Below are 23,923 nucleotides of genomic sequence, written 5' to 3'. Positions count from 1 at the left end.
ATTGATTGACGTATAACCAGTGAGATATGTGTGAGTCAAGCAGAGCCTAGAGGGCGGAAGCTTAGGGCGGACTGGGTCACCCTATCCTTGCGGACTCGTCCCCGACATCCGCTTCCGCGTCAGCGCTTCCAGAACTCGCGGTGTGGTGCGAGCAGCTCGTCCGCGACTTCGGGGAAGGGGCCAAACACCTCGATCTTTTTCTGCCCGGAGTCGAGCACGGCGCGCGAAGAAAGGCTCATCGTCGGATTCGCCGCGTGATCCCCGGTGAGCGCCAGAAGCTTGGTCTCCTCGAAGCCGTAGACCAGCCGGCCGATATTGGCCCAGTAGAGCGTTCCTGTGCACATCGCGCAGGGCTCGCCGGTTGAGACCAGCGTGCAGGTCCAGAGAAACTCCGGCGAATAGGCAGCCGCCGCGCGTCGCGCAAGTTCGGTTTCGGCGTGATGGACGGTGTCGATATTGCCTTGGCGCATGAGGATCGCGTCGTCCGGGCCGACCAGCACCGCACCGAATGGATGATGTCCGTGCGCCGCCGCTTCGCGCGCCGCGGCGTCGGCGGATCGGAGGTGGGCGAGCATCTGATCGCGGGTCATGGCAAAAACCCTATCGCGCCGCCATCCACCCGATGGGCGGCCCTTTGAGCCGAGATTGGTGCCAAGGGACGCGATTGGCAAGAGCTAACCGTCGCGTGAGCGTCCACCTGCCCGAAGCTCGGCGACATTGGCCTGCTGCGTGCCGGAAACTCGAATTTGATGCTCGCCAAAACCCGGATCCGTTGTGGGTTTCGGCGGCGCGTCGAGGCTTGCCGCATCCAGCATGGATGCATCTTCGCCAAAAGCGCGGGTGGCGCGGGCGGCAGCTTCGAGCAGCGGCCGCTTCATGCGGGTAAGGAAGGCCGCGTCGACCCGCGTGTTCGGACCGGCGAGCGTGAGCGCGCCGAGCAGTGTCCGTCCCGGCCCGAAGACAGGGGCGGAAATGCCTGCAGTCTGTGGATCGCGGTCACCGATAGAAATGTAACTATAGGTTTTCCGGATCGTCTCGTAAGGCTCGCCCTGTTCTCCCGAGAACGCGGCCAGCACCCGGCCGCCGGAACCAACCAGCAAGGGGAGCACGTCACCTTCCCGTATCGTGTAGCGGATCGGGTGCTTGGACTCGATCCGGTAGAGACAGGTGCGCACGTCGCCCGAGCGGACATAGAAGGCGACGCTTTCCCAGCTTCGCTCGGAGAGATCGCGCATGATCGGCAACAGAATATCCATCGCCACGAGCGAGCGCTGGTAAAGCGCGCCAAGCCTGAAGGTCGCCGGTCCGATGCGATAGCGTCCGTCCTCCAGGCGCTCCAGCAATTGCCCGCGCATCAGCGAGTTGGCCAACCTGAGGATCGTGCTCTTGTAGAGGCCGGTGCGGGCCGCGATTTCGGCGAGGCCGAGCGACCGGTCGGCAATGGTGAACGCGTCGAGGATGGCGATTGCCCGGTCGAGCGCGGCAACGCCGTCGGCCGGAGCCTGGCTTGGAGGGAGGTCTGTCATTGCGGTGACGATTTCATCGTGGTCGCCCATCCGGGAATGACCCTGGACATGCGGATTTAGTCCGATCCTATGCGTTCTGTCCAGCAGAATGGCATTCCCGTTGACAGAACGCGGTAACAAATGCTTGAACTCGAATGCGGGTCTTAATTCAGGCCACGTCTTGGCAGGCACCGGAGGAGGTGTCGTGATTTGGAGGAATCCCATGCTGAACAGACGCAGATTCTTGTCGACCACCGCCGCCGGCTTCGCGGCTTTGCATTTCGCACCCGCCTTTGCGCAGGACGCCCCGCAAATCCAAATCTTCGTGCCGGCGGCCCCCGGCGGCGGCTGGGACCAGACCGCGCGCACGATCGATCAGGTGCTGCGCTCCGAAAAGCTGATCTCCGGCTCGCAGATCACCAATGTCGGCGGCGCCGGCGGCACGGTCGGCCTGCCGCAATTCGTCAACCAGTGGAAGGGCAAGGGCAACGCGCTGATGGTTGCCGGCATGGTCATGGTTGGCGCCATCATCGCCAACAAGGCCGCCAACAATCTCACCGAAGTGACGCCGATCGCGCGCCTCACCGGCGAGTTCGAGGCGCTCGTGGTGCCGGCAGCCTCGCCGTTCAAGACGGCTAATGATTTCGTCGCGGCGCTGAAGGCGGATCCGACGAAGGTCCCGGTGGCCGGCGGTTCGGCCGGCGGTTCTGACCACATCCTTTTCGGCCTGATCGCCAAGACGGCCGGCGTGCCTGCCGCCAACCTGTCCTATGTGCCGTTCGCGGGCGGCGGCGAGGCGCTGTCGGCGCTGCTCGGCAACCAGGTCGCGGCCGGCATTTCCGGCTATGGCGAATTCTCCGAGCAGGTCAAGGCGGGCGCGCTCCGGCTGCTGGCGATCTCGTCGGACAAGCGCCAGGAAGGCATCGACGCGCCGACATTGAAAGAGGCCGGCATCGACGTCGAATTGTTCAACTGGCGCGGCGTCTTCGCACCCCCCGGCGTTTCCGACGAAGACAAGGCGGCGATGATCAAGATGGTCGAGACCATGGCCAAGAGCGAGGCCTGGGCGACCGAGTGCAAGAACCGCAACTGGACGCCGATTCTGCTGACCGGCGACGATTATGCCAAGTTCGTCGCCGAGGACACGACCCGCATCGGCGCGATCCTCAAGGATCTCGGCCTCGCCTGATCCGCTCCTGCCTGATCTCGAAGGAGGCTGCATCGCCTTCTTCGAGACAGCGGACATGCGACGGTTCAGGAATGAAACTGCGGTGAAGCCGGCAGTCGAAGGCCGGCCTTCCGGGGAGGAGATCATGAGCACCAGCGACCAGCAGGCGTCACCGCCGCGCCTTGCCATACCCGAATTGCTGATCGGCGTCGGGCTTCTTGTCTGCGCCGGGGCCGTTGCCTGGCAGACCCTGGCGATCCCGGTTTCGCCGCTCTATTCCAAGGTCGGCCCGAAGGTCTTCCCCTACATGACCATGGCCGGCATGGTGATCCTGTCGCTGCTGCTCATCGTCGCCGCCCTGCGTGGCGGCTGGCAGCCGGACGAGGAAAAGGAGACGCCGACCGACTGGAAGGCGATGGGTTTCGTAGTCGCGGGGCTCGTTGCCAATCTCGTGCTGATCCAGCCGCTCGGCTTCACAGCCGCCTCGGTGATCATGTTCGTGCTGGTCTGCTTCGGCTTCGGCAGCCGGCATCCGCTGCGCGATGCGCTGCTCGGCCTGATGTTGGCGCTGGCGGCCTATTTCGGATTCGCCAGAGCGCTCGGCGTCAACATCGGGGCCGGCCTGATCGAGAACCAGCTCAACGCGTTGATCAGCGCCTTCGTTGGCATGGGAAGGGGCTGAGGACGATGGACACGCTCGGTTATCTCGCGCACGGATTTGCGGTCGCCTTCACGCCGACCAATCTCTTGTGGTGCCTGCTCGGCACGACGCTCGGAACCGCGATCGGCGTGCTGCCCGGGCTCGGGCCGGCGCTGACCATCGCGCTGCTTTTGCCGATCACCTACCAGGTGGCGCCGGAAGCTTCCTTCATCCTGTTTGCCGGCATCTATTACGGCGCCATGTATGGCGGCTCGACGACGTCGATCCTGCTCAATACACCGGGCGAAAGCGCCACCATCGTCACCGCGCTCGAGGGCAACCGGATGGCGCGTTCGGGCCGCGGCGGCGCGGCGCTCGCGACTTCCGCGATCGGCTCGTTCGTCGCCGGGACCATCGGCACGCTGGGCGTCGCCTTCCTTGCGCCGATCGTGGTCAAGTTGGCGCTGGCTTTCGGGCCGGCGGAATATTTCTCGCTGATGGTGCTCGCCTTCATCACCGTTTCGGCGGTGCTCGGCTCGTCCTCTGTGCGTGGGCTTACCAGCCTGTTCGTCGGCTTCGTCATCGGCATGATCGGCGTCGACCTGCAGACCGGGCAGCCGCGCTTCACCTTCGGCATGGGCGAGTTGCTCGACGGCGTCGACGTCATCGTCGTAGCGGTCGGCCTCTTTGCGGTCGGCGAGACTCTCTACGTGGCCTCGCGCCGCTATGCCGGGAAGGACGAGATCGTGCCGCTGAGGGGCTCGCTCTACATGACTGCTTCCGAATGGGCGCGCTCGTGGAAGCCGTGGCTCAGGGGCGCGGCAATCGGCTTCCCGATCGGCGCCCTGCCCGCCGGCGGGGCCGAGATCCCGACCTTCCTCTCCTATGCCATCGAAAAGAAGCTTTCCAAGCACAGGGAGGAGTTCGGCACGGTCGGCGCCATCGAAGGCGTCGCCGGGCCGGAGGCTGCCAACAACGCTTCCGCTGCCGGCGTGCTGGTGCCGATGCTGACGCTTGGCCTGCCGACCTCGGCAACGGCGGCGATCATGCTGTCGGCCTTCCAGAGCTACGGCATCAATCCCGGACCGCTGCTGTTGACGACGCAGGCCAATCTCGTCTGGGGCCTCATCGCCAGCCTGTTCATCGCCAACGTCATCCTCGTCATCCTCAACCTGCCGTTGATCGGCCTTTGGGTACGATTGCTCAAGATCCCGGCGCCGCAGCTCTATGCCGGCATTCTGGTGTTCGCCACCGTCGGCACCTACGGCATCTCGCAGTCGCCGATCGATCTCATCATCCTCTATCTGCTGGGCGCGGCGGGTTTCCTTATGCGCCGCTTCGATTTTCCGACGGCGCCGGTCATCATCGGCATGATCCTCGGGCCGCTCGCCGAGACGCAGTTCCGCCGGGCGATGACGATCGCCAATGGCGACTGGACGGTGTTCTACCGGCACCCGCTCTCGCTGACGCTATTAACGCTCGCCTTCATCGGTCTGGTCGGCCCGCATATCTGGGCCTGGATCGAACGCCGGCGCACGCGCGGACCAGAGCATGTGCCGGGCGATGCCTGACCGATCTGGAGCATCATGACAGACCTGCTTTCCGGCATACGCGTCCTCGACCTCACCAATGTGCTGGCAGGTCCTTACTGCGCCTACCAGCTGGCGCTGCTCGGCGCCGACGTCATCAAGGTCGAGGCGCCGCCGGGCGGCGATCTCGCGCGCCAGCTTGGCGCCTCGCCGGAGCTCAACAAAGCCGGCATGGGTGCATCCTTCCTGGCGCAGAACGCTGGCAAACGATCGGTGGTGCTCGACCTGAAGCAGGAGGCCGACCGCGAGCGGTTCCTCAACCTGGTCGCCACGGCGGACGCACTGGTCGAGAATTTCCGGCCGGGCGTGATGGATCGGCTCGGCCTCGGCCACGAGAAGCTGAAGGAGGTGCGGCCAAGCCTCGTCTATTGCGCGATATCGGGTTTCGGCCAGACCGGCCCGATGCGCGGCAACCCGGCCTATGATCAGATCATCCAGGGGCTGTCCGGGATCATGAGCATCACCGGCACGCCGGAAACGGCGCCGCTGCGCGTCGGCTATCCGGTCGCCGACACGCTGGGCGGGCTGGTGGGGGCCTTCGCCATCGCTGCGGCGCTGGTGCGGCAGAAGACCAGCGGCGAAGGCGCCTTCCTCGACGTGTCGATGCTCGAATGCACGCTGTCGGCCTTGGGATGGCCCGTGTCGAACTATCTGACGGCGGGCGTTGAGCCTGAAGCCATGGGCAACGAGAACATGACGGCCGCGCCCTCCGGCGCGTTCCGCACCGGCGAGGGCCTGCTCAACATCGCCGCCAACAAGCAGGAGCAGTTCGTGATCCTTTGCGGCTTGATCGGCCGCCCAGACTTGGCTTCGGATCCGCGCTTCGCCGAGCGCGAGACGCGCAAAGGGAACCGGGCAGCGCTGAAGTCAATCATCGAGGACGCGCTTGCCGGCGCTCCTGCGGCGGTCTGGGAAGAAAAGCTCAACCGCGCCGGCGTGCCGGCCGGGCGGGTGCTGACGATCCCGCAAGTGCTGGAGGAACGCCAGGTCACCGAGCGCGGCATGACGACCCGCTTCCAGGAGATACCCGGAATGGAGAAGCCGCTCACGGTGGTGCGCGGCGGCTTTATGGTCGACGGTGCGGCTCCCGTGCCAGCCGGCCCTCCACCACGTCTTGGCGCGCATATGGACGACGTGTTCGCCAGCTTGCCGGCGCGCGGCAAAGGGAGGGCGCGGGCATGAGCGCGGACAAAAGGACCGGCCGCGAGCGCGGCGAAGAGTGGTGGCAGACCGGCATCATCGAGATGCGGCCCGGCGTGATCCGGCTGCGCGGCTACGAGATCCAGGATCTGATCGGCCGCGTCAGCTTTCCCGCGATGATCTGGCTGATGCTGCGCGGTGATTTGCCGGGCGAAGATGAGGCGGCGCTGCTCGGCATCGCGCTCGGGGCCGCCGTCGACCATGGCCCGCAGGCGCCGTCGATCGCGATCGCGCGCATGGCGGCGACCTGCGGCGTCGGCATCAACAACGCCATGGCCTCCGCCATTAATGTGCTGGGCGACGTGCATGGTGGGGCCGGCGAGCAGGCGCTTTCCTTCTATGGCGACATCGCCGCCGCAATGGATGGTGGCGCGAGCCTCGCCGAAGCGGTGAGTGCGCGGCTCGACCGGTTCTTCGCCGAGGAAAAGGGCTACGTGCCCGGCCTCGGGCATCGCTTCCACCCGATCGATCCGCGGGCGCCGCGCCTCATCGAACTGACGCGCGACTTCGCCGGGCGCGGGGTCGTCAGCGGGCGCTTTGCCGACATTGCCGAGGCGATCGAGGCGGAGGTGGCGACACGCAAGGGCAAGACGATCCCGCTCAACATCGATGGCGCCACGGCCGTCATCTATGGCGAGCTAGGCTTCCCGCCGCCACTGACGCGCGGCCTCTTCGTGCTGTCGCGCTCGGTAGGCATACTGGCGCATGCCTGGGAGCAATCACAGGAGAGCGACCGCAACAAGGGACCTCTGCCCAAAGAATGGCTGTGGGCTTATAGCGGCACCCCGGCACGGCCGTTTCCTGGCGACTCCGATTAGAGCGTTTCACCGTTCGACGGAAACGGCGAACCAATCTATCTCTTTGTTTTGACGGAATTCATGACGGACAGCGGTGTCACACTTTCGTGGAATTGCGCCAGGCCATCGTCTTACGCCGGATCGGTCGCCAAGGCCGTCAAATCCCTCAGCAGCGTGGAAAGCTCGGGCTCGTCGATCAGCAGGGCCGCATCGGCCGCCGGCAGCCAAGCCCGCTGACGGTTCACGGCCTCCCGCCAGTTGGCCATCTCCTCGCTGACTTCGAGCAGGTAGACGACCACGTCGACACGGACGAAACGGCTGGCCATGCGCTTCCAATAGGAGTAGCCGCCGGCAGGCTGCTTCAGCGCCTTGCCCAGCACGCCCGCCTCTTCCTGGGCCTCGATCGCGGCCGCCTTGCGCCCGCTCTTGCCCTTCATCGGCCAGCCCTTGGGCACAATGAAACGTTTGGTCGTGCGCGAGGTGACCAGCAAGACTTCAAGCTGGCCGTCGCCGCGTAGGCGAAAGGGGATGGCCGCCACCTGGCGGATCCGCTCTCCCTTCTTTGCCCTGCGTACTGCTTTCTTCTTGGCTGCTGCCATCCCAAAATCCGATCAAAGCGGCATTCCTGCCGTACGCTATCCACACGGCAAAACCTCGCTCCTGCAAATCCCAAAACCGCCGCCCATGCAAGCCGGACGCCGCCGACAGTAAGTCGGCTAAGTAAACCGAAAAAAGAAAAATGTCAGCGGCAGACGCGCGAAATCGTGGTGCCGATCACCTGAGACTGGCAATTCTGCTTGACGATCGGCACTTCAGGGCGAGCCTTCGGAACGATCTGCCGGTCCTGCTCGCGGTAAAGCTGCTGCTGTTGCTGGAACTGTCGTCGCTGCAGCTGGTTCCGGAGCGCCTGCAGCTCGTTATGTTGGATCAGGGCGTTGCGGTCTGTGGGGATGACGACCTGCGCGGAGGCATATGAAGCCGCGCCCAAAAGGGCGGCAGTCGACAAAGCCGCGGCAATCAAAGCCGCCGATAGCCGAGGATGCGACATCGCTTCCTTCCCGCACGAAAAACAGAAACCTTGCCGTAATATAGGGTGTTTGTGCGGATCTACCATGGTTCAAGCGACCGATCTCGCCGCACAGCCTCAATCGGTTGGAGGATGCCCGCCGGTTCCTTCAATCGACCTCGCGCAAACGGTAGCCGACGCCGGTCTCGGTGATGATGTAGCGCGGCTGGTCCGGTGTCTTCTCGATCTTCTGCCTCAATTGGCGGACATAGACCCTGAGATATTGCACGTCCGTCGACTCGTTCCAGATCTGCTTCAGCAGGAACTGATGGGTCAGAACCTTGCCGGCATACTGCACGAGCATGCGCAGGATATCGTATTCCTTCGGCGACAGTTTTACTTCCCTGCCCTCTACCTTGACGATGCGCTTCACCAGGTCGACCGAAAGGTCGCCGGCCTGGAACACCGGCTTCTCGCCCTGCTGCTGGAATTTGTGGCGCAGCGCCACGCGGATGCGGGCGACGAGCTCGTTCATGCCGAAGGGTTTCGTCACATAGTCGTCCGCGCCGATCTCGAGCGCCTGGACGATGCCGGCCTCGTCGGTGCGGCTCGACAGGATGACGACCGGAATGTCGAGGCCGTCGTCACGCCATTTGCCGAGCAGTTCGAGGCCCGTCATCCCCGGGAGGCCGAGATCGAGCAGGATCAGGTCGGGCCGCTGCGCCTGCATGAGATCGATCGCTGCCTTGGCGTTCGGTGCCTCCGATACGGCATAGCCCTGGCTGCCGAGACCGACCCGAAGCAGCCTGCGGATCGGCGGCTCGTCGTCGACGACCAGGATGCTGACGTTCTGACCGGTCATGCGGCGTCATCCGTTTTGGCGACGGCAAGGCCCGGAATTTCCTGCGGCACCGGCATGCGGATCGTGAAGATCGCGCCGGGCCGGTCGGTGCGGTTCGTCGCCGAGATCCTGCCGCCCATGGCCTCGACGAAACCGCGGCTGATCGACAGGCCGAGACCCGTGCCGGCGCGGACCTGGTCGCGCTTGCGCACCCTGTAGAAGGTGTCGAAGATCCGTTCGAGGTCGGTGGGCGGGATTCCTGGTCCCTCGTCCATGACCTGCAGGATGACGGAGCCGTTGTCGACCCAGCCTTGGAGGCGGATGGTCGAGCCGGGCGCGGAATACTTGGCGGCATTGTCGAGGAGGTTGAACAGCGCCTGCTCGAACAGCACCGGGTCGAGGCGCAGCATCGGCAGGTCCGGCGGAATGTCGGTGTCAATGCGGTGCTCGCCGGTGATCTTGCGAGCGCGATCGAGCGCCGAGCCGACGATATCGCCGACATAATGGAGGGCGTAGTTCGGCTCCATGGCGCCGGACTCGATCTTGGTCATGTCGAGCAGATTGGCGATGAAGCGGTTGAGCCGCTCCGATTCGTCGACCACCGTCGACAGGAGTTCCGCGCGGTCCTCTTCGGGAAGGGCGGCCGCGTATTCCCGCAGCGTGCCGGCGGCACCCATGATGGCGGCCAGCGGCGTCTTCAGGTCATGCGAGATCGAGGTAAGCAGCGCCGTGCGCAGCCGGTCCGCTTCCGCCGCCAGCCTGGCGCGGTCGACATCGGCGACAAGCTGGATGCGTTCGATGGCGACCGCCGCCTGATCGGCAAGCGCGTCGAGAAGGCGCTGCTGCTCGGGGGTCAGCAAAGGGCCCTGCTTGTCGTTGTCGAGGCCGACGACGCCGACCGCTGTCCGGCCTGTTCGCAAGGGCAGATAGAGGCGCTTCGCGCCGGGCAGCGTATCGGCGCCGCGGCCGGCGGGGCGGTCATGTTCCCAGGCCCAGCGGGCCGCCGCGATGTCGGCCTCGGCGAGCGTATCGTCCGGCGGATAGCCGGCCTTGACGGTGATCGTTCCATTCTCGGGCAGAAGCAGCACCACGCGCACTTTCAGCATCGAGGCGATCTGGAAGGCGGTGGCCCACAGCACGTCGTCAAGCGTGCCGGCGCCGGCGAGCTTCTTGGAGAACGAGTAGATGTCCTGCGTGGCTCGCGCGCGTGAGCGGGCGGCGACCGCCTGGCGCTGGACGCGCGCCGTCAGATTGCTGGCGATGACAGCGACAACGAGAAAGACCGCGAAGGCAACGATGCTCTCCGGATCCCTGATCGTGAACGTATAGCGCGGCTCGAGGAAGAAATAGTTGAAGGCAAGCGCGCTCAGGAAACAAGCGTAGAGCGCCGGCCAGAGTCCGAACGTCACCGCAGAAGTCAGCACCGCCAGCAGCAGGACGCTGGCCAGATTGCGGACATCGAGGAACTGATCGAGAATCGAGCTGACGGCCACCGCGCCGGCGACATAGGCCGTCGAGAACAGATAGGGCCAGATCTGGAAGGGCTTCTGCTCGGACGCGGAATTCACCCGGGCCGACGGCATGTCGGCATCGCGCTCCTTGCCCGAAATGACATGGACGCTGATGTCGCCGGCATTGCGGATCAGGTCATAGGTGAGCGAGCCCTCGATCAGTTCCCGCCAGCGCGAGCGGGTCGGCCTGCCGATGACGATATGGGTGAAGTTGTTCGCCGTCGCATGGCGCACGATGTCCTGGGCGACGTTCTGGCCCGGGATGGTCGCCACCTCGGCGCCGAGCTGTTCGGCAAGGCGCAGGTTTGTCGCCAGCCGGTCCTTGTCCTCTTCGGACATGCCGGCCAGGCGAGGCGTGTCGACATGCAGTGCCGTCCATGGCGCCCGCAGGCGATCGGCGAGCCGGCGCGCGTAGCGGATACGAGCGCCCCCGTCCGGACGCGAGTCGACGCAGACAAGGACCCGCTCGCCGGCCGCCCACGGTCCCGGAATGGCGTGGGACTGCATATGGCTGAGGAGCTGTTCATCGACGCGCTGCGCGGTGCGTCGCAGCGCCAACTCGCGAAGCGCCGTCAGATTGCCAGGCGAAAAATAGTTCTCGATCGCGCGCTGAGCGGTTTGCGGGAAATAGACCTTGCCTTCATGCAGCCGCTTGATCAGGTCGTCCGGGGTGAGGTCGATGACCTCGATGTCGTCGGCCTCGTCGATGATGGAATCCGGAACGGTTTCGCGCACCCTGACGCGGGTGATCTGCGCCACGACGTCATTCAGGCTTTCGACATGCTGGATGTTGAGCGTGGTGTAGACGTCGATGCCCTGCGACAGGATTTCCTGAACATCGAGATAGCGCTTGGGATGACGGCTGCCGGGCGCGTTGGTGTGCGCGAGCTCGTCGATCAGAACCAGCTCCGGCCGCCGTTTCAGGATGGCGTCGATGTCCATCTCGTCAAGGACGCGGCCCCTGTATTCGACCTCGCGGCGCGGGATCACCTCATAGCCTTCGACCAGCGCCTGGGTTTCCTTGCGGCCATGCGTTTCAACGACGCCGATCGCGACGTCGATGCCGTCGGCGCGCCGGGCGCGGCCTGCCAACAGCATCTCGTAGGTCTTGCCGACGCCGGGCGCCGCGCCAAGGAAGATGCGCAGACGGCCGCGGCCCTCCCGCTCCGCGTGCTCGAGCAGCGCGTCGGGAGAAGGTCTGTTCTCGAAGTTGGTCCTGTCGTCCGGCATCAAGTCCAATCATGGATTGCACCGGGGATCGTGTCGATCCCCGCTGCAAGTGCTGATTATTTGAGATCGTCGAGCCCCATGTTGAGGGCCAGCACATTGACCACCGGCTCACCCATGAAGCCCAGCTCGCGATCCTCGACATGGCCGTCGACAAGCGATTTCACCTTGGCTTCATCGATGCCCCTGGCCTTGGCAATCCGCGGCACCTGGAAATAGGCCGCCTCCGGGCTGATGTCAGGATCGAGGCCGCTGCCAGACGTGGTGACGAGATCCATCTGAACCGGTGCGTTCGGGTTCTCAGCCTTCAGCCTGTCGGCGTCGGCCTTGATACGTTCGATCAGCTTCGCATTGGTCGGCCCGAGATTCGAGCCGCCGGAGGAGGCGGCGTTGTAGCCGTCGCCGGCTGCCGAGGGCCGCCCGTGGAAATAGCGGTCGCTGGCGAAGCCCTGGCCGATCAGTTCGGAGCCGATAACCTTGCCATCCTTTTCGATCAGGCTGCCATTGGCCTGGCTGGGAAACAGCGCCTGCGCGATGCCGGTCATGCCGATCGGATAGATGAGGCCGGTCAGCACCGTGAAGAAAACGATCATGACGATCGCGGGTCTGAGTTGCTTGAACATCGGAATGGGTTCCTATACCAGGCCAAGAGCCGTGACGATCAGGTCGATCGCCTTGATGCCGGCGAACGGCACGATGATGCCGCCAAGGCCGTAGACGAGAAGATTGCGGGTGAGCAGCGCGCCGGCGCCGATGGCGCGGTATTTCACCCCCTTCAGCGACAGCGGGATCAGCGCGACGATGATCAGCGCGTTGAAGATGATCGCCGACAGAATGGCGCTCTGCGACGTCGCCAGATGCATGATGTTGAGCGCCTGCAGCGGGCCTGCCGACTGGCCGGGCGCGACGTAGAACACGGCGAACATGGCCGGGATGATGGCGAAATACTTGGCGACGTCGTTGGCGATCGAGAAGGTGGTCAGCGAACCGCGCGTCATCAGCAGCGCCTTGCCGATCTCGACGATCTCGATCAGCTTGGTCGGATCGCTGTCGAGGTCGACCATGTTGCCGGCCTCGCGCGCGGCGACCGTGCCGGTGTTCATGGCGACGCCGACATCGGCCTGGGCGAGCGCCGGCGCATCGTTGGTGCCGTCGCCGCACATCGCGACAAGCTTGCCCTTGGCCTGTTCCTCGCGGATCAGCGACAGCTTGTTTTCAGGCGTCGCCTGGGCGAGGAAGTCGTCGACGCCGGCTTCGGCCGCGATGGCCGCTGCGGTCAGCGGATTGTCGCCGGTGATCATCACCGTGCGGATGCCTATCTTGCGAAGCTCGGCGAAACGCTCGCGAATGCCCCCCTTGACGATGTCCTTGAGGTGGACGACGCCGAGCAGGCGCCCGTCGCGCTCGACCGCCAGCGGCGTGCCGCCGGCCTTGGCGATCTCGTCGGCCCTGGCCTGCAGGTCGCGCATGGTGTCGCTTGTCGGACGCGTGCCATGGCTTGCGACCGTTGCTTGATTGACGTGGGCTAGCACGGCATCGACCGCGCCTTTGCGCACCGACGAGCCGTCGATGTCGACGCCGCTCATCCGGGTCTGCGCGGTGAAGGGCACGAAAGTGGCGTGCAAGGTCGCCATATCGCGGGCGCGGATGCCGTATTTTTCCTTCGCCAGCACCACAATCGAGCGGCCTTCCGGCGTCTCGTCAGCCAGCGAGGCCAATTGAGCAGCATCGGCCAGCTCCTGTTCGGTCACACCCTTCACCGGATGGAACTCGGTCGCCTGGCGATTGCCGAGCGTAATGGTGCCGGTCTTGTCCAGGAGCAACGTGTCCACGTCGCCGGCAGCCTCGACGGCGCGGCCGGACATGGCAAGCACGTTGAAACGCACCAGGCGATCCATGCCGGCAATGCCGATGGCCGAAAGCAGCGCGCCGATCGTGGTCGGGATCAGCGTCACGAACAAAGCGACGAGGATCGTCACCGGGATATAGCCGCCGGAATAAGAGGCGAAGCTCGGGATGGTCGCGGTGGCCAGGACGAAGATCAGCGTCATGCCTACAAGCAAGATGTTAAGCGCGATCTCGTTCGGGGTCTTCTGGCGCTCCGCACCTTCGACCAGCGAGATCATGCGGTCGAGGAAGGTCTGGCCGGAGGCGGCGGAAATGCGCACACGAATCCAATCGGACAGCACCTGCGTGCCGCCGGTGACGGCCGAGCGGTCGCCGCCGGATTCGCGGATCACAGGCGCGGATTCGCCGGTGATTGCCGCCTCGTTGACGGAAGCCACGCCTTCGATCACCTCGCCGTCGGAAGGGATGATGTCGCCGGCTTCGACCAGCACGATGTCGCCGACCTTCAGGCTGGTGCCAGGCACCAACTTGAACTTGCCGCGATCCTCGCCGTTGACGAGCAGCTTGGCCTGGGTCTCGGTGCGTGCCTTGCGCAGCGAGTCGGCCTGCGCCTTGCCGCGCCCCTCGGCCACCGCCTCGGCAAAGTTGGCGAACAGCACGGTGAACCACAGCCAGATGATGATCTGGAAGGTGAAGCCGAGATCGCCGCCGCCGGTGATGACATCCTTGACGAACAGGACGGTGGTGAGTGCTGAGACGATGGCGACGACGAACATCACCGGGTTCTTGATCAGCGTGCGCGGATCGAGCTTGCGGAAAGCGCCGCCAATGGCGGGCATCAGGATGCTGGCATCCAGAATGCTCGCGGATTTGGACTGGCTCATTTCAGGCTCCGGTATCGGTGATGTTGGATGGCGCCGGGTGTTCGGTCTTCGGCAACAGATGCGGAAGGCCGGAGGCCAGCAGCCACAGCACGAACAGCACGGCCGCCATGCCGAGGAAGGTGGAGAGCGTCGGGAAAGGACGAGGCTTCTCGTCCCCTCCGTCATCGGGCGTTCCGTCACCGGATTGGTGACGATCGTGCCGACGTATGTTGTTGAACCAGGGCATGGTCATCTCAGAAAGTCTGTCCGCGGATCATCGCCAGATGCTCGACGATCGGACCGACGGCGAGCGACGGGAAGAAGGTGAGGCCGCCGACGATGACGATCACGCCGACCAGGAGGCCGACGAACAGCATGCCCTCGGTCGGGAAGGTGCCGGCGGAAGCAGGCACGGTCTTCTTCGCGGCCAGCGAGCCGGCGATGGCCAAAGCCGGGATGATGACCAGGAAGCGGCCCATCAGCATGCCGATGGCGATGGTGGTGTTGTACCAGGGCGTGTTGCCGGTCAGTCCGCCAAAGGCCGAGCCGTTGTTCGCGGCCGCCGACGTATAGGCATAGAGCACCTCGGTGAAGCCGTGCGGACCGCCACTGGCCATCGAGGCCACCGCGCTCGGCAGGACCACGGCGAGAGCCGTGAAGATCAGCATCGCCAGCGGCAGGCAGAGGATGGCAAGCATCGCCATCTTGACCTCCTTGGCCTCGATCTTCTTGCCGAGATACTCCGGTGTGCGGCCGACCATCAGGCCGGCGACGAAGACGGCGATGACGACAAACATCAGGATGCCGTAGAAGCCGGCGCCGACGCCGCCGACGATGACCTCGCCAAGCTGCATGTTGATCAGCGGGATCATGCCGCCAAGCGCGGTGAAAGAATCATGCATGGCATTCACGGCGCCGCACGAGGCGGCCGTGGTGATGACCGCGAACAGCGCCGACAACGCTATCCCGAAGCGCGTCTCCTTGCCTTCCATATTGCCGCCGTCGATGCCGAGCGCATGCACCAGCGGATTGCCGGCAGCCTCGGCCCAGTAGCAGATGACGACGCCGACGAGGAACAGCACGGCCATCGCGGCAAGGATCGCCCAGCCCTGGCGCTCATTGCCGACCATCCGCCCGAAGACGTTGGTGAGACCGGCGCCGAGCGCGAAGATCGACAGCATCTGGATCAGGTTCGAGATGGCGTCCGGATTCTCAAAAGGATGCGCGGCATTGGCGTTGAAGAAGCCGCCGCCATTGGTGCCAAGCATCTTGATGGCGACCTGCGTGGCGACTGGGCCGAGCGCGATCGTCTGCTTGGCGCCTTCCAGCGTGGTGGCGTCGACATAGGGTCCAAGCGTCTGCGGGATGCCGAGCCACACATAGACGAGCGTCAGCACGACGCAGGCCGGCAGGAGCACGTAAAGCGTGCAGCGGGTCAGGTCGATCCAGAAACTGCCGATCGACTTGCCCGAGGCGCGGGCAAAGCCGCGGATCAGCGCGATCGCAATGGCAATGCCGGTGGCGGCCGAAACAAAGTTCTGGACGGTGAGGCCGGCCATCTGCACGAGGTAGGACATCGTGCTTTCGCCGCCGTAGTTCTGCCAGTTGGTATTGGTGACGAAGCTCGCCGCGGTGTTGAAGGCGAGCTCCGGTTCGACCGCAGCCATCCCGGCGGGATTGTAGGGCAGCGCGCCCTGCAGCCGCTGCAAGGCATAAAGCACGAGGAAACCGGCGAGGTTGAAAAGCAGCATGCCGGTGGCGTAGGCGGCCCAGTGCTGTTCTTCCTTCTCGCTTGTCCCGGCGAGGCGATAGAGGCCGCGCTCGATCGGGACAAGCACGGGCGACAGCAACGTACGATCGCCTTTGAAGACCCGGTGCATGTAGCCGCCGAGCGGCTTCACGAGCAAAAGCAGGATCCCGCAATAGACGAGGATCTGTATCCAGCCGTTGAGTGTCATGAACTGACTTTCCATATGCCGATCAGAAGCGCTCTGGGCGGATGAGGGCGTAGGTGAGGTAGGCAAGCAAGAACAAGGTCACCGCGCCGCCGAGGACGTAGTCGAAAAGCATTGTAAGACCCTTCGATCAGATTCTGTCGCAGGCTTTGACGTAAGCTAAGGACAGGACGAAGAACAAAATCCCCATCCCGAAAACAACGATGTCCATTGCAGGCATTCCTTGTTTCCGCTTGTGTTTGCACCCCGACACGGTCGAGTTCAAAATTGCACAGGACCGCCCGTCATCTTGGCGGCGATGGCGATGAAAGTGTTTTTCGAGGGGAATATGGACCCGACCGCCATAAAGGTTCGAGACGAGGCGGGGAGCAAAGATATAGGAATTTTATAGGAAATTGACGCCACGCGGATGAAGGCGGAGGGCGACGTGCTATTCCAAAGTCCGGAAGCTAGTTGGCCGGCCGTCGGTCCTTGCACGGCATCTCCTCTTCCAACTGCGTGGAGAGCGCTCCCTAGCGGCCCGACTGGCTGCATGCCGATCGGCACGCCGCCGGCGGACTGCCCATCCGCGAAGGGCTTAAGGCTGCGCGGCAGGTGACTCGGAGCTTCAGGTCAGCTCGACGGTCCGCTTCTCCGCGATGCTCTGCTCGGCGGCTAGCACGATGCGCAGGCTGTTGACGGCGGCATCCATTTGCTCGGTCAGATCGAGGTCCTCACGGATGGCGCGCAGGAAGAAGGCCTGCTCGCGGTCGCAAAGCTCCTGATGGCCGGGCTCGTCCTCCATGCTGACGATCTCATCGGGCTTCGAGAAGTTCTTGTCGCCATCGACCTGCGCGTAGTGGATCTTCAGCGCGTCGGTCTTGGTGTGGCGGTCGATGTCGGCGGAATCCGATACCTCCTCGGCTTCCTTGGCGCTGCTTGCGGACTGGCCGGCGACGATCGAAACGGCGCCCTTCGGGCCGACCACATCCTTCACGAAATAGGCGGTCTCGCTCATCATCGGGCCCCAGCCGGCTTCATACCAGCCGACCGAGCCATCATCGAAAGTGACGTGCAGATGGCCATAATTCTGCTTGTCGGCTTCGGCCCAGAGCTTGGCGCCGATGCCGTGCACGCGCACCGGCTTGGCGCCGGTCAGCTGGCACATGACGTCGACATAGTGCACGCCGCAGTCGACGATCGGGATCAGCGAGTCGATCAGGTTCTTGTGCCAGTGCCAGGCGCTGCCGCTGCTCTGCTGGTTGAGGTTGAGGCGCATCACCAGCGGCTTGCCGAGCGTCTTGCCGACCTCGATGAATTTGATCCAGGACGGGTGGACGCGCAGGATGTAGCCCAGAACCAGCTTCCGGTTCTTGGCCCGCGCGCCGGCCACCACCTTCTCGGCGTCGGCGATGTTGGTGGCGAGGGGCTTTTCCATGAACACATGGCAGTTGGCGGCGATCGCCTTCAGCGCGTATTCGGCATGCGTGTTCGGCCAACTGTTGATCGAGACCGCGTCCGGCTTGGTCTCCTTCAGCGCCAAGTCGAAATCCTCATAGAGCGGATAGCCGGCGAGCTCCTTCGGGATCTTCTTGTTGCTCTTGATGGTGCGGCTCATGATGCCGACGATCTCGAAGCCGTCGGAGCGGTGATAGGCGCTCGCATGCGAAGCGCCCATATTGCCCAGACCAACCACCAGGATTTTTACTTTGTCGGCCATGTCAGCCTCCCCAATGCTCTTTGAACAGTAGCTCGGGCGGCATCAGGCGCCGCCCGATGGTCAATGCGCCCGCCTTACTTGACGGCGGAATCGAACAGGTGCGCCTTGATCTTCTCGACGTCGAGCGCGGCAAAGCCTTCCGACAGTTTCACGCCGTCGGCATCGGCCTTGACCTTCGCCTTGTCGAAGTCGTTGGCGGTCGGAATCAGGTCGTTGGTGCAGACGTCTTCGGCCTTCACCGGCGCGGTGATCTGGCCGATCTTCAGGATCTCGTCGAAAAAGCCCTGCCAGCTCGCCATGTCGTGCGAGCCCCAGCCACTGCGCTTGTCCATGTCACCGCGGAAGACGTTGATCTGCTGCAGGATCGAGGTGGTGCCGAGCTCAGGGCCAAGGTTCTTGGCCAAGGTCGGGAATTGCTCGAACACGGCTTCGACGGCCGCGCGCGGGTTCTGGTAGCCGAATTCGAGGCCCATCGCCCAGCCGCGCAGATATTTTTCGAGGAAGGCCTTCTTGTCGGGATCCTCGAGATCGGCGGCGCGCACGACGAAGGTGTTGGCCGGAAGCTTGGAATTCTGGACGCCGAGCCAATATTCGAAGTCGAGGTCCTTGGCGATCCATTCGGCGCGCAGACCTTCCCAGGAGAGCGCGGCATCGCCTTGGCCGCCGGCGAGCGCGGTGCCCCAGGTCGGCCACCCGGCCTCGACATATTTCACCTTCTTGATGTCGACACCCTGCGCGGCAAGCAGCGGATCGACGATCGCCTGCCAAGCGGCGGAGCCGAGAAGGATCGTTTTGCCTTCGAGGTCCTTCAGGTTCTTGGTGCCCTGGCCCTTGCGGAAAGCGATGCTGAAGGTGTCGCGCGCGCCCATGTGGAACACCGACTTCAGCTTCATGCCGTTCTGGATGGCGAAGGAGAAGACACCTGGCGAGGGGAAGCCCATGTCGGCCTGGCCGACATCGACGAACTTGACCGTCGCGGTGCCGTCCGACGGACCCGGCTGCATGTCGGTGGCGAGGTCGCCGAAATAGCCGGCCTTCTTGGCCGACCAGTAGGGATAGTCGTCCAGCACTTCGAGCGTGCCGCGCGGCGAGATCCAGGTGAATTTTTCATAAGCCGCCGCCCTGGCTTTCAGACCCGATGCGCCGAGCGCGGTGGCGGTCACCACGCCGGCGGCCGTCACTTGCAGGAAGTAGCGGCGGCTGATGCCCGCTCTTGTCGCTGTACTGAATAAGCTTTCGTTAGTCATGGCATTCCCCTTTTGTTGATTGCCCTTATCGATCGCTTTGCCCTTGCCTTCGCCCGTCTCCCGGGCGATCTCATCCGTCCGCGCTCATGCCTCCCAACTCGCCCATTTCTTGCCGATCAGGAAGAAGAGCACGTAGATCAGGATGCCGAGCGTCGACAGGATCAGCACCACCGCGAAGAATTGCGGCATCTGGATCATCGACGAATACGAGGTAAGCCGGTTGCCGAGGCCGAAGCCGCCGCCGACCATCTCGGCGCCTACCGCAGTGAGAAGCCCGAAGATCGCGCCGATCATCAGCCCGACCAGGATCATCGGCAGCGCCATCGGCGCGCGGATCTTCCAAAAGATCTGCAAGGTACTGGCGCCGTAGGAGCGGGCGAGCGCGATCTTGGCGCTGTCCACGCGGCGGAACCCGGTCGCGGCATTGATCATCACCATCGGTCCGGCGGCTAAAGCTACCGCGATAATGCGCGGCGTATAGCCGAAGCCGAAGCGCAGGATGAGAAGCGGCACCAGCGCCAGCATCGGCGTGGTGACGAGGATCAAGATGTAAGGCGCGACGATCTTCTCGGCGAAGGGAAACTGCGTGATCACCGCCGCCATCACGAGCCCGACGACGGCGCCGATGGCAAAGCCGGAGAAGAGCTCGACCAGCGTGTAGCCGAGATGCGGCGCGATCAGCGGGAACTCGTCGAATAAAGCGTAAACGATCGCACTCGGCGGCGGCATGATGTATTGCGGCACGTGGAAGATGCGCAGCGCCAGCTCGATGCCGCCGATGATCACCACCGCGACGACGAGAATCGCGGCCACCTCGGCGCCGGACTTGATGCCTGGGCCGCCGGCGAAGGCGGAGAGGTTGGTGAGGCTGACATCCTGGCCGTCACCGGACTTGGCTTTGGAGAATTCCGGAATGGCGTCGCCCCCGCTCACGGTCTGATCCTCACGATTTCAGCGCTCTTGTGTTCGAGCTGCTCCTGCGCCTTCGGCCGGCGCTCGCCGACGATGTCCATCTTGATGCGGTTGGTGAGGTCGAAGACCTCCTTGGTGGCCATGATCTCCAGCGAGCGCGGGCGCGGGAACGGCACGTCGTAGACCTTGGCGACGCGTCCCGGCCGCGCGGTCAGCACCACGACCCGGTCGGAGAGGAAGATCGCTTCCTCGATGCTGTGGGTGATGAAAACGATGGTCGTCTTGGTATCCAGCCAAATCTCCTCGACGAGGCGGTTCATCTCCTCGCGGGTGAAGCTGTCCAACGCACCGAAGGGCTCATCCATCAAGAGCACGGAAGGCTTCAGCGCCAGCGCGCGGACGATCGCCGCGCGCTGCTGCATGCCGCCGGAAAGCTCGCGCGGGAACTTGCCGCCGAAGCCGTCGAGCCCGACGCGATGAAGCAGATGCGCGATCCAGGCGCGATCGGGCTTCTCGCCCTTGATCTCGAACGGGAAGTTGATGTTGGCGTCGAGATTGCGCCAGGGCAGAAGGTTCGCTTCCTGGAAGACGATACCGATCTCGGGACGCGGGCCGGTGACCTCCTTGCCGTCAAGCAGTATCGCGCCGCTGGTCAGACGATGCAGGCCCGACATCGACCACAAGAGCGTGGTCTTGCCGCAACCGGAGGGGCCGACGATGGAGACGATCTCGTTGGCGTGCACGTCGAGGCTGCAGCGGTCTAGGGCGAGAAGATCGCCGGAGGCCGTGGTATAAACCTTGCTCGCTGCCTGCACGCCGAGCTTCGGCGTTCTTGCACTGCCGGTATTCATGCTCCCCTCGGAGACTGCGTGATTGGGTTGCCGGAGCCACCTCTGTCCGCGAAATCAGTCTGTAACTATCCTACTTTACTGTCAAGCGGCGGCAAAGATCTGGCGCCATCACATTCAACCAAAGCTTATCTAAGTGACTGATTTCGCCTTGTTTAGACGGGCTTGCAGTGTGTGTTACTTTCCTACATACTCACTTCGGCTGATTGCCTATGGTCAGCCGGCGGATAATCGCAAATATGGTGGTCCAGAAACGGCAGAGAAGGACGGCCAATGACCGAAGCTGACAGCCAGGCGCTGCGGATTTCCGACGCGGATGACGGCCGGCATGATCATGTCAGGCGCTTCCCCGACATCATTTCGCAGGTGAAGGACAGCTACACGGACTTGCGGCCGGCGGAACGTCGCGTCGCCGACGTCGTGCTCGACGATGTCAAATATGCCGTCGACGCATCGAATGCCGCGCTGGCGCAGCGCGCCCAGGTCAGCGAGCCGACGGTCACCCGTTTCTGCCGCGCCATCGGATGCGACGGCGTGCGCGACTTCAAGCTGAAGCTGGCGCAGAGCCTCGTCGTCGGCGCGCTTTATCTTAGCACCAAGCCGCAACGCACGAACGGCGACAGCGGCATGCCGTTCTGGAACGCCGTCTTCGGCGAAGCGCGCCGCGCGCTGCAGGAGGCCGAACGGCAGATCGATCCAGGGCAGTTGCAGAAAGCGGCGGAGCTGATCGCCAAGGCAAGGCAAGTGACGGTATTCGGACTTGGCGGCAGCTCATCGGCGCTGGCGCAAGAGACGCAGTATCGCCTGTTTCGCTATGGCATCACCATCAGCGCGCAATGCGATCCGTATCTGATGCGCATGACGGCTTCGACGCTGAAGCCGGGCGATGTGGTGATCGCGATATCGGCGACCGGCCGTACCCGGGAGGTGACCGAGGCGGTGGAGCTTGCCAAGCACTATCGCGCCGACGCGATCTGCGTGACCGCGCCGGACACGGAGCTGACACGCGTCTGCGATGTCCAACTGACGATGGCGGTTCCCGAATATCCCGACACGCTGAAGCCGACAGCTTCGCGCTACGCTTTTCTTGCGGCCATCGACCTGCTCGCGGTCGCGTCCGCCTACAAGCTCGACGGCCCCGCGCGCGAGACGGTGCGCCGCATCAAATATAACGCCCAGATCCATCGGACGGGGAAGGAGATGGAGCCGCTCGGCGACTGAGGAAAGCCGCAACGAGGCTATGATCTGCGTAATTCAGGGGAAACGAACATCAATGCTCGACATCGCAGCATCGCAACAGGCGGCAACCTGGCTCGGCACATTCGGCCGCGCGCTCGAGGCGGGTGACATCGAGGCGGCGACGAACCTTTTCGTGGACGATTGCTACTGGCGCGATCTGCTGGCCTTCACATGGAACATCAAGACCATGGAGGGCCAACCCGCGGTCCGCGAGATGCTCAAGGCGACGCTTTTCTCGACGCAACCGTCGCACTGGCGCCTGTCCGGGGAGCCAAGCGTCGCCGACGGCGTCATCGAGGCCTGGTTCAGCTTCGAGACGGCCGTGGCGCGAGGCGAGGGCATCCTGCGGCTCAAGGATGGCCGCTGCCGGACGCTGTTCACGGCGATGAGCGAGCTCAAGGGTTTCGAGGAGCAGAAGGGGCCTGCCCGGCCGCTCGGCATCCGCCATAAGGCTGATCCCGAACGCGAGACCTGGGCGGAAGCAAGAGCGCGCGAGGCGCGTGAGCTCGGCGTGCACGAGCAGCCCTATTGCCTGGTGATCGGCGGCGGCCAGGGCGGCATCATGCTCGGCGCCCGTCTGCGGCAGCTCGGCGTTCCCACCCTCATCGTCGAGAAGAACGCGCGCGCCGGCGATTCCTGGCGCAACCGCTACCGCTCGCTCGTGCTGCACGACCCGGTCTGGTACGACCATCTGCCCTACATTCCGTTCCCGGAAAACTGGCCCGTGTTCACGCCCAAGGACAAGATGGGCGACTGGCTCGAAATGTACGCCCGCGTCATGGAGCTGAGCTACTGGGTCGCCACCAAATGCATCAGCGCGGCCTATGACGAGGCCGAAAAGGTCTGGACGGTGGTGGTCGACCGCGTCGGCGAGCGCATCACGCTGAAGCCGAAGCAAATCGTCTTCGCCACCGGCGCCTACGGGCCGCCACGGCAGATCGATCTGCCTGGCGCGGACAGCTTCAAGGGCGAGCTTTTGCATTCCAGCCAGTACTCGACCGGCGAGAAATTCCGCGGCAAGCGCGTCGCGGTGATCGGCGCGGCGAGCTCCGGCCACGATGTCAGCGTCGACCTCTGGGAAGCCGGCGCCAAGGTCACGATGGTGCAGCGCTCGCCGACGACGGTGGTGAAGTCCGACACGCTGATGGAGGTCGGCTTCGAGATCTTTTCGGAAAAGGCGCTGGCGCGGGGCATCACCACCGACAAGGCCGACATGATCGTCGCTTCGACGCCCTTCGCGCTGGTCCCACAGGGACAGCGGGCGCTCTACGACGTCATCCGCGAGCGCGACGCGGATTTCTACAAGCGCCTCAGCGACAGCGGCTTTGCCATCGACTTCGGCGAGGACGAGACCGGACTGCTCATGAAAGCCTATCGCACCGGTTCCGGCTACTACATCGACGTCGGCGCCTGCGAGCTGATCCTGAACGGCGAGATCGCGGTGAAGAGCGGCGTCGGCATCAAATCGCTGACGCCGACCGGTATCCTGTTTGAGGACGGCAGCGAGCTGGCGGTCGACGCGATCGTCTCCTGCACCGGCTACCAGTCGATGAACGAGACCGTGGCAGGGATCGTTTCCCGGGAGGTCGCCGACAAGGTCGGGCCGTGCTGGGGCCTCGGCTCCGGCGTCAAGGGCGACCCCGGCCCGTGGCAGGGCGAGTTGCGCAACATGTGGAAGCCGACGGCCCAGGAGGCGCTATGGTTCCACGGCGGCAATCTCGCGCTGTCGCGCTTCTATTCGAAATTCGTGGCGCTGCAGCTCAAGGCGCGGATGGAGGGGATTGCGACGCCGGTCTATGGCGAGCCGAGCAATTCGCGACGGTGAGCC

General features: G+C 64.2%; 22 protein-coding genes. 7 read left to right on the top strand and 15 right to left on the bottom strand.

The window, feature by feature from the left end:
* Window positions 1-119 precede the first annotated feature (119 nt).
* On the bottom strand, window positions 120-590 hold the full coding sequence (locus tag CK215_RS10100; protein ID WP_095830824.1) for a nucleoside deaminase: 471 nt from the start codon (window positions 588-590) through the stop codon (window positions 120-122).
* 84 nt (window positions 591-674) lie between these two features.
* Window positions 675-1,526, bottom strand: coding sequence for an IclR family transcriptional regulator (locus CK215_RS10095; RefSeq protein WP_095830874.1), 852 nt, complete (start codon window positions 1,524-1,526; stop codon window positions 675-677).
* Between the two features lie 202 nt (window positions 1,527-1,728).
* Here CK215_RS10095 and CK215_RS10090 point away from each other — a divergent pair, with 202 nt between their 5' ends.
* From CK215_RS10090 to CK215_RS10070, 5 genes are all read left to right on the top strand, one after another.
* The gene (locus tag CK215_RS10090; RefSeq protein WP_095830823.1) at window positions 1,729-2,694 is read left to right on the top strand and encodes a tripartite tricarboxylate transporter substrate-binding protein; all 966 of its coding nucleotides are present in this window, start codon (window positions 1,729-1,731) and stop codon (window positions 2,692-2,694) included.
* Window positions 2,695-2,818: 124 nt separating this feature from the next.
* Window positions 2,819-3,355 (top strand): tripartite tricarboxylate transporter TctB family protein, encoded by a 537-nt coding sequence (locus tag CK215_RS10085; RefSeq protein ID WP_095830873.1) that lies wholly within the window; start codon window positions 2,819-2,821, stop codon window positions 3,353-3,355.
* A gap of 5 nt (window positions 3,356-3,360) precedes the next feature.
* Window positions 3,361-4,884: a tripartite tricarboxylate transporter permease gene (locus CK215_RS10080; protein WP_095830822.1), complete on the top strand. Its 1,524-nt coding sequence runs from the start codon at window positions 3,361-3,363 to the stop codon at window positions 4,882-4,884.
* Between the two features lie 15 nt (window positions 4,885-4,899).
* A complete protein-coding gene (locus tag CK215_RS10075; RefSeq protein ID WP_095830821.1) occupies window positions 4,900-6,084 on the top strand; it encodes a CoA transferase in 1,185 nt (394 codons plus the stop codon).
* Window positions 6,081-6,920, top strand: a complete 840-nt coding sequence (locus tag CK215_RS10070; protein WP_095830820.1) for a citryl-CoA lyase — start codon at window positions 6,081-6,083, stop codon at window positions 6,918-6,920. Before CK215_RS10075 ends, CK215_RS10070 begins: the two co-directional genes overlap by 4 nt.
* Before the next feature lie 110 nt (window positions 6,921-7,030).
* Here the strand turns inward: CK215_RS10070 and CK215_RS10065 are convergent, their stop codons facing one another.
* The 13 genes from CK215_RS10065 to CK215_RS10005 all read right to left on the bottom strand — a co-directional run bounded on the left by CK215_RS10065 (window position 7,031) and on the right by CK215_RS10005 (window position 20,859).
* Window positions 7,031-7,498, bottom strand: coding sequence for an NUDIX hydrolase (locus CK215_RS10065; RefSeq protein WP_095778756.1), 468 nt, complete (start codon window positions 7,496-7,498; stop codon window positions 7,031-7,033).
* A 143-nt stretch (window positions 7,499-7,641) separates the two neighbouring features.
* Window positions 7,642-7,905 carry a hypothetical protein gene (locus tag CK215_RS10060; RefSeq protein WP_245299831.1) on the bottom strand — a complete coding sequence of 88 codons (264 nt, stop codon included), beginning with the start codon at window positions 7,903-7,905 and terminating at the stop codon, window positions 7,642-7,644.
* A gap of 169 nt (window positions 7,906-8,074) precedes the next feature.
* Entirely contained in the window at window positions 8,075-8,767 is a 693-nt protein-coding gene (locus CK215_RS10055) for a response regulator transcription factor (protein WP_095778757.1), read from the bottom strand.
* The gene (locus CK215_RS10050; protein WP_095830819.1) at window positions 8,764-11,487 is read right to left on the bottom strand and encodes a sensor histidine kinase KdpD; all 2,724 of its coding nucleotides are present in this window, start codon (window positions 11,485-11,487) and stop codon (window positions 8,764-8,766) included. Before CK215_RS10050 ends, CK215_RS10055 begins: the two co-directional genes overlap by 4 nt.
* Window positions 11,488-11,543: 56 nt before the next feature.
* Window positions 11,544-12,107, bottom strand: coding sequence for a potassium-transporting ATPase subunit KdpC (gene kdpC, locus CK215_RS10045; RefSeq protein WP_095830818.1), 564 nt, complete (start codon window positions 12,105-12,107; stop codon window positions 11,544-11,546).
* 12 nt (window positions 12,108-12,119) lie between these two features.
* On the bottom strand, window positions 12,120-14,216 hold the full coding sequence (gene kdpB / locus CK215_RS10040) for a potassium-transporting ATPase subunit KdpB (RefSeq protein ID WP_095830817.1): 2,097 nt from the start codon (window positions 14,214-14,216) through the stop codon (window positions 12,120-12,122).
* 1 nt (window position 14,217) lies between these two features.
* Window positions 14,218-14,448 (bottom strand): hypothetical protein, encoded by a 231-nt coding sequence (locus CK215_RS10035; RefSeq protein ID WP_245418656.1) that lies wholly within the window; start codon window positions 14,446-14,448, stop codon window positions 14,218-14,220.
* A gap of 1 nt (window position 14,449) precedes the next feature.
* The gene (kdpA, locus tag CK215_RS10030; protein ID WP_095830871.1) at window positions 14,450-16,153 is read right to left on the bottom strand and encodes a potassium-transporting ATPase subunit KdpA; all 1,704 of its coding nucleotides are present in this window, start codon (window positions 16,151-16,153) and stop codon (window positions 14,450-14,452) included.
* Window positions 16,154-16,175: 22 nt separating this feature from the next.
* Complete coding sequence (locus CK215_RS10025) at window positions 16,176-16,265, bottom strand: K(+)-transporting ATPase subunit F (protein WP_067003971.1); 90 nt, start codon at window positions 16,263-16,265, stop codon at window positions 16,176-16,178.
* A gap of 492 nt (window positions 16,266-16,757) precedes the next feature.
* Window positions 16,758-17,849, bottom strand: a complete 1,092-nt coding sequence (locus tag CK215_RS10020) for a Gfo/Idh/MocA family oxidoreductase (protein ID WP_095830816.1) — start codon at window positions 17,847-17,849, stop codon at window positions 16,758-16,760.
* 74 nt (window positions 17,850-17,923) lie between these two features.
* Complete coding sequence (locus CK215_RS10015; RefSeq protein WP_067003968.1) at window positions 17,924-19,096, bottom strand: ABC transporter substrate-binding protein; 1,173 nt, start codon at window positions 19,094-19,096, stop codon at window positions 17,924-17,926.
* Window positions 19,097-19,180: 84 nt separating this feature from the next.
* Window positions 19,181-20,029: an ABC transporter permease gene (locus tag CK215_RS10010; protein WP_067318822.1), complete on the bottom strand. Its 849-nt coding sequence runs from the start codon at window positions 20,027-20,029 to the stop codon at window positions 19,181-19,183.
* On the bottom strand, window positions 20,026-20,859 hold the full coding sequence (locus tag CK215_RS10005; RefSeq protein WP_067003964.1) for an ABC transporter ATP-binding protein: 834 nt from the start codon (window positions 20,857-20,859) through the stop codon (window positions 20,026-20,028). Before CK215_RS10005 ends, CK215_RS10010 begins: the two co-directional genes overlap by 4 nt.
* 270 nt (window positions 20,860-21,129) lie before the next feature.
* Here CK215_RS10005 and CK215_RS10000 point away from each other — a divergent pair, with 270 nt between their 5' ends.
* Window positions 21,130-22,077, top strand: coding sequence for a MurR/RpiR family transcriptional regulator (locus tag CK215_RS10000; RefSeq protein ID WP_095783505.1), 948 nt, complete (start codon window positions 21,130-21,132; stop codon window positions 22,075-22,077).
* Window positions 22,078-22,129: 52 nt separating this feature from the next.
* Window positions 22,130-23,920 (top strand): NAD(P)/FAD-dependent oxidoreductase, encoded by a 1,791-nt coding sequence (locus tag CK215_RS09995; protein ID WP_067003960.1) that lies wholly within the window; start codon window positions 22,130-22,132, stop codon window positions 23,918-23,920.
* Window positions 23,921-23,923 lie beyond the last annotated feature (3 nt).

This window comes from Mesorhizobium sp. WSM3864, assembly GCF_002294955.1.
GTDB lineage: Bacteria > Pseudomonadota > Alphaproteobacteria > Rhizobiales > Rhizobiaceae > Mesorhizobium.
Note: the sequence above shows the minus strand (reverse complement) of the source record. Positions and strands in the feature narration are given on the sequence as shown.

What these genes read in the sequence shown, in the direction of transcription:
- CK215_RS10005 (WP_067003964.1), bottom strand. Translation starts at nt 20,859, where the DNA reads ATGAATACCGGCAGTGCAAGAACGCCGAAGCTCGGCGTGCAGGCAGCG.
- CK215_RS10095 (WP_095830874.1), bottom strand. Translation starts at nt 1,526, where the DNA reads ATGACAGACCTCCCTCCAAGCCAGGCTCCGGCCGACGGCGTTGCCGCG.
- CK215_RS10070 (WP_095830820.1), top strand. Translation starts at nt 6,081, where the DNA reads ATGAGCGCGGACAAAAGGACCGGCCGCGAGCGCGGCGAAGAGTGGTGG.
- CK215_RS10065 (WP_095778756.1), bottom strand. Translation starts at nt 7,498, where the DNA reads ATGGCAGCAGCCAAGAAGAAAGCAGTACGCAGGGCAAAGAAGGGAGAG.
- CK215_RS10075 (WP_095830821.1), top strand. Translation starts at nt 4,900, where the DNA reads ATGACAGACCTGCTTTCCGGCATACGCGTCCTCGACCTCACCAATGTG.
- CK215_RS10000 (WP_095783505.1), top strand. Translation starts at nt 21,130, where the DNA reads ATGACCGAAGCTGACAGCCAGGCGCTGCGGATTTCCGACGCGGATGAC.
- kdpC (WP_095830818.1), bottom strand. Translation starts at nt 12,107, where the DNA reads ATGTTCAAGCAACTCAGACCCGCGATCGTCATGATCGTTTTCTTCACG.
- CK215_RS10085 (WP_095830873.1), top strand. Translation starts at nt 2,819, where the DNA reads ATGAGCACCAGCGACCAGCAGGCGTCACCGCCGCGCCTTGCCATACCC.
- CK215_RS10090 (WP_095830823.1), top strand. Translation starts at nt 1,729, where the DNA reads ATGCTGAACAGACGCAGATTCTTGTCGACCACCGCCGCCGGCTTCGCG.
- CK215_RS10055 (WP_095778757.1), bottom strand. Translation starts at nt 8,767, where the DNA reads ATGACCGGTCAGAACGTCAGCATCCTGGTCGTCGACGACGAGCCGCCG.
- CK215_RS10035 (WP_245418656.1), bottom strand. Translation starts at nt 14,448, where the DNA reads ATGACCATGCCCTGGTTCAACAACATACGTCGGCACGATCGTCACCAA.
- CK215_RS10050 (WP_095830819.1), bottom strand. Translation starts at nt 11,487, where the DNA reads ATGCCGGACGACAGGACCAACTTCGAGAACAGACCTTCTCCCGACGCG.
- CK215_RS10020 (WP_095830816.1), bottom strand. Translation starts at nt 17,849, where the DNA reads ATGGCCGACAAAGTAAAAATCCTGGTGGTTGGTCTGGGCAATATGGGC.
- CK215_RS10025 (WP_067003971.1), bottom strand. Translation starts at nt 16,265, where the DNA reads ATGCTTTTCGACTACGTCCTCGGCGGCGCGGTGACCTTGTTCTTGCTT.
- CK215_RS09995 (WP_067003960.1), top strand. Translation starts at nt 22,130, where the DNA reads ATGCTCGACATCGCAGCATCGCAACAGGCGGCAACCTGGCTCGGCACA.
- CK215_RS10100 (WP_095830824.1), bottom strand. Translation starts at nt 590, where the DNA reads ATGACCCGCGATCAGATGCTCGCCCACCTCCGATCCGCCGACGCCGCG.
- kdpB (WP_095830817.1), bottom strand. Translation starts at nt 14,216, where the DNA reads ATGAGCCAGTCCAAATCCGCGAGCATTCTGGATGCCAGCATCCTGATG.
- kdpA (WP_095830871.1), bottom strand. Translation starts at nt 16,153, where the DNA reads ATGACACTCAACGGCTGGATACAGATCCTCGTCTATTGCGGGATCCTG.
- CK215_RS10080 (WP_095830822.1), top strand. Translation starts at nt 3,361, where the DNA reads ATGGACACGCTCGGTTATCTCGCGCACGGATTTGCGGTCGCCTTCACG.
- CK215_RS10015 (WP_067003968.1), bottom strand. Translation starts at nt 19,096, where the DNA reads ATGACTAACGAAAGCTTATTCAGTACAGCGACAAGAGCGGGCATCAGC.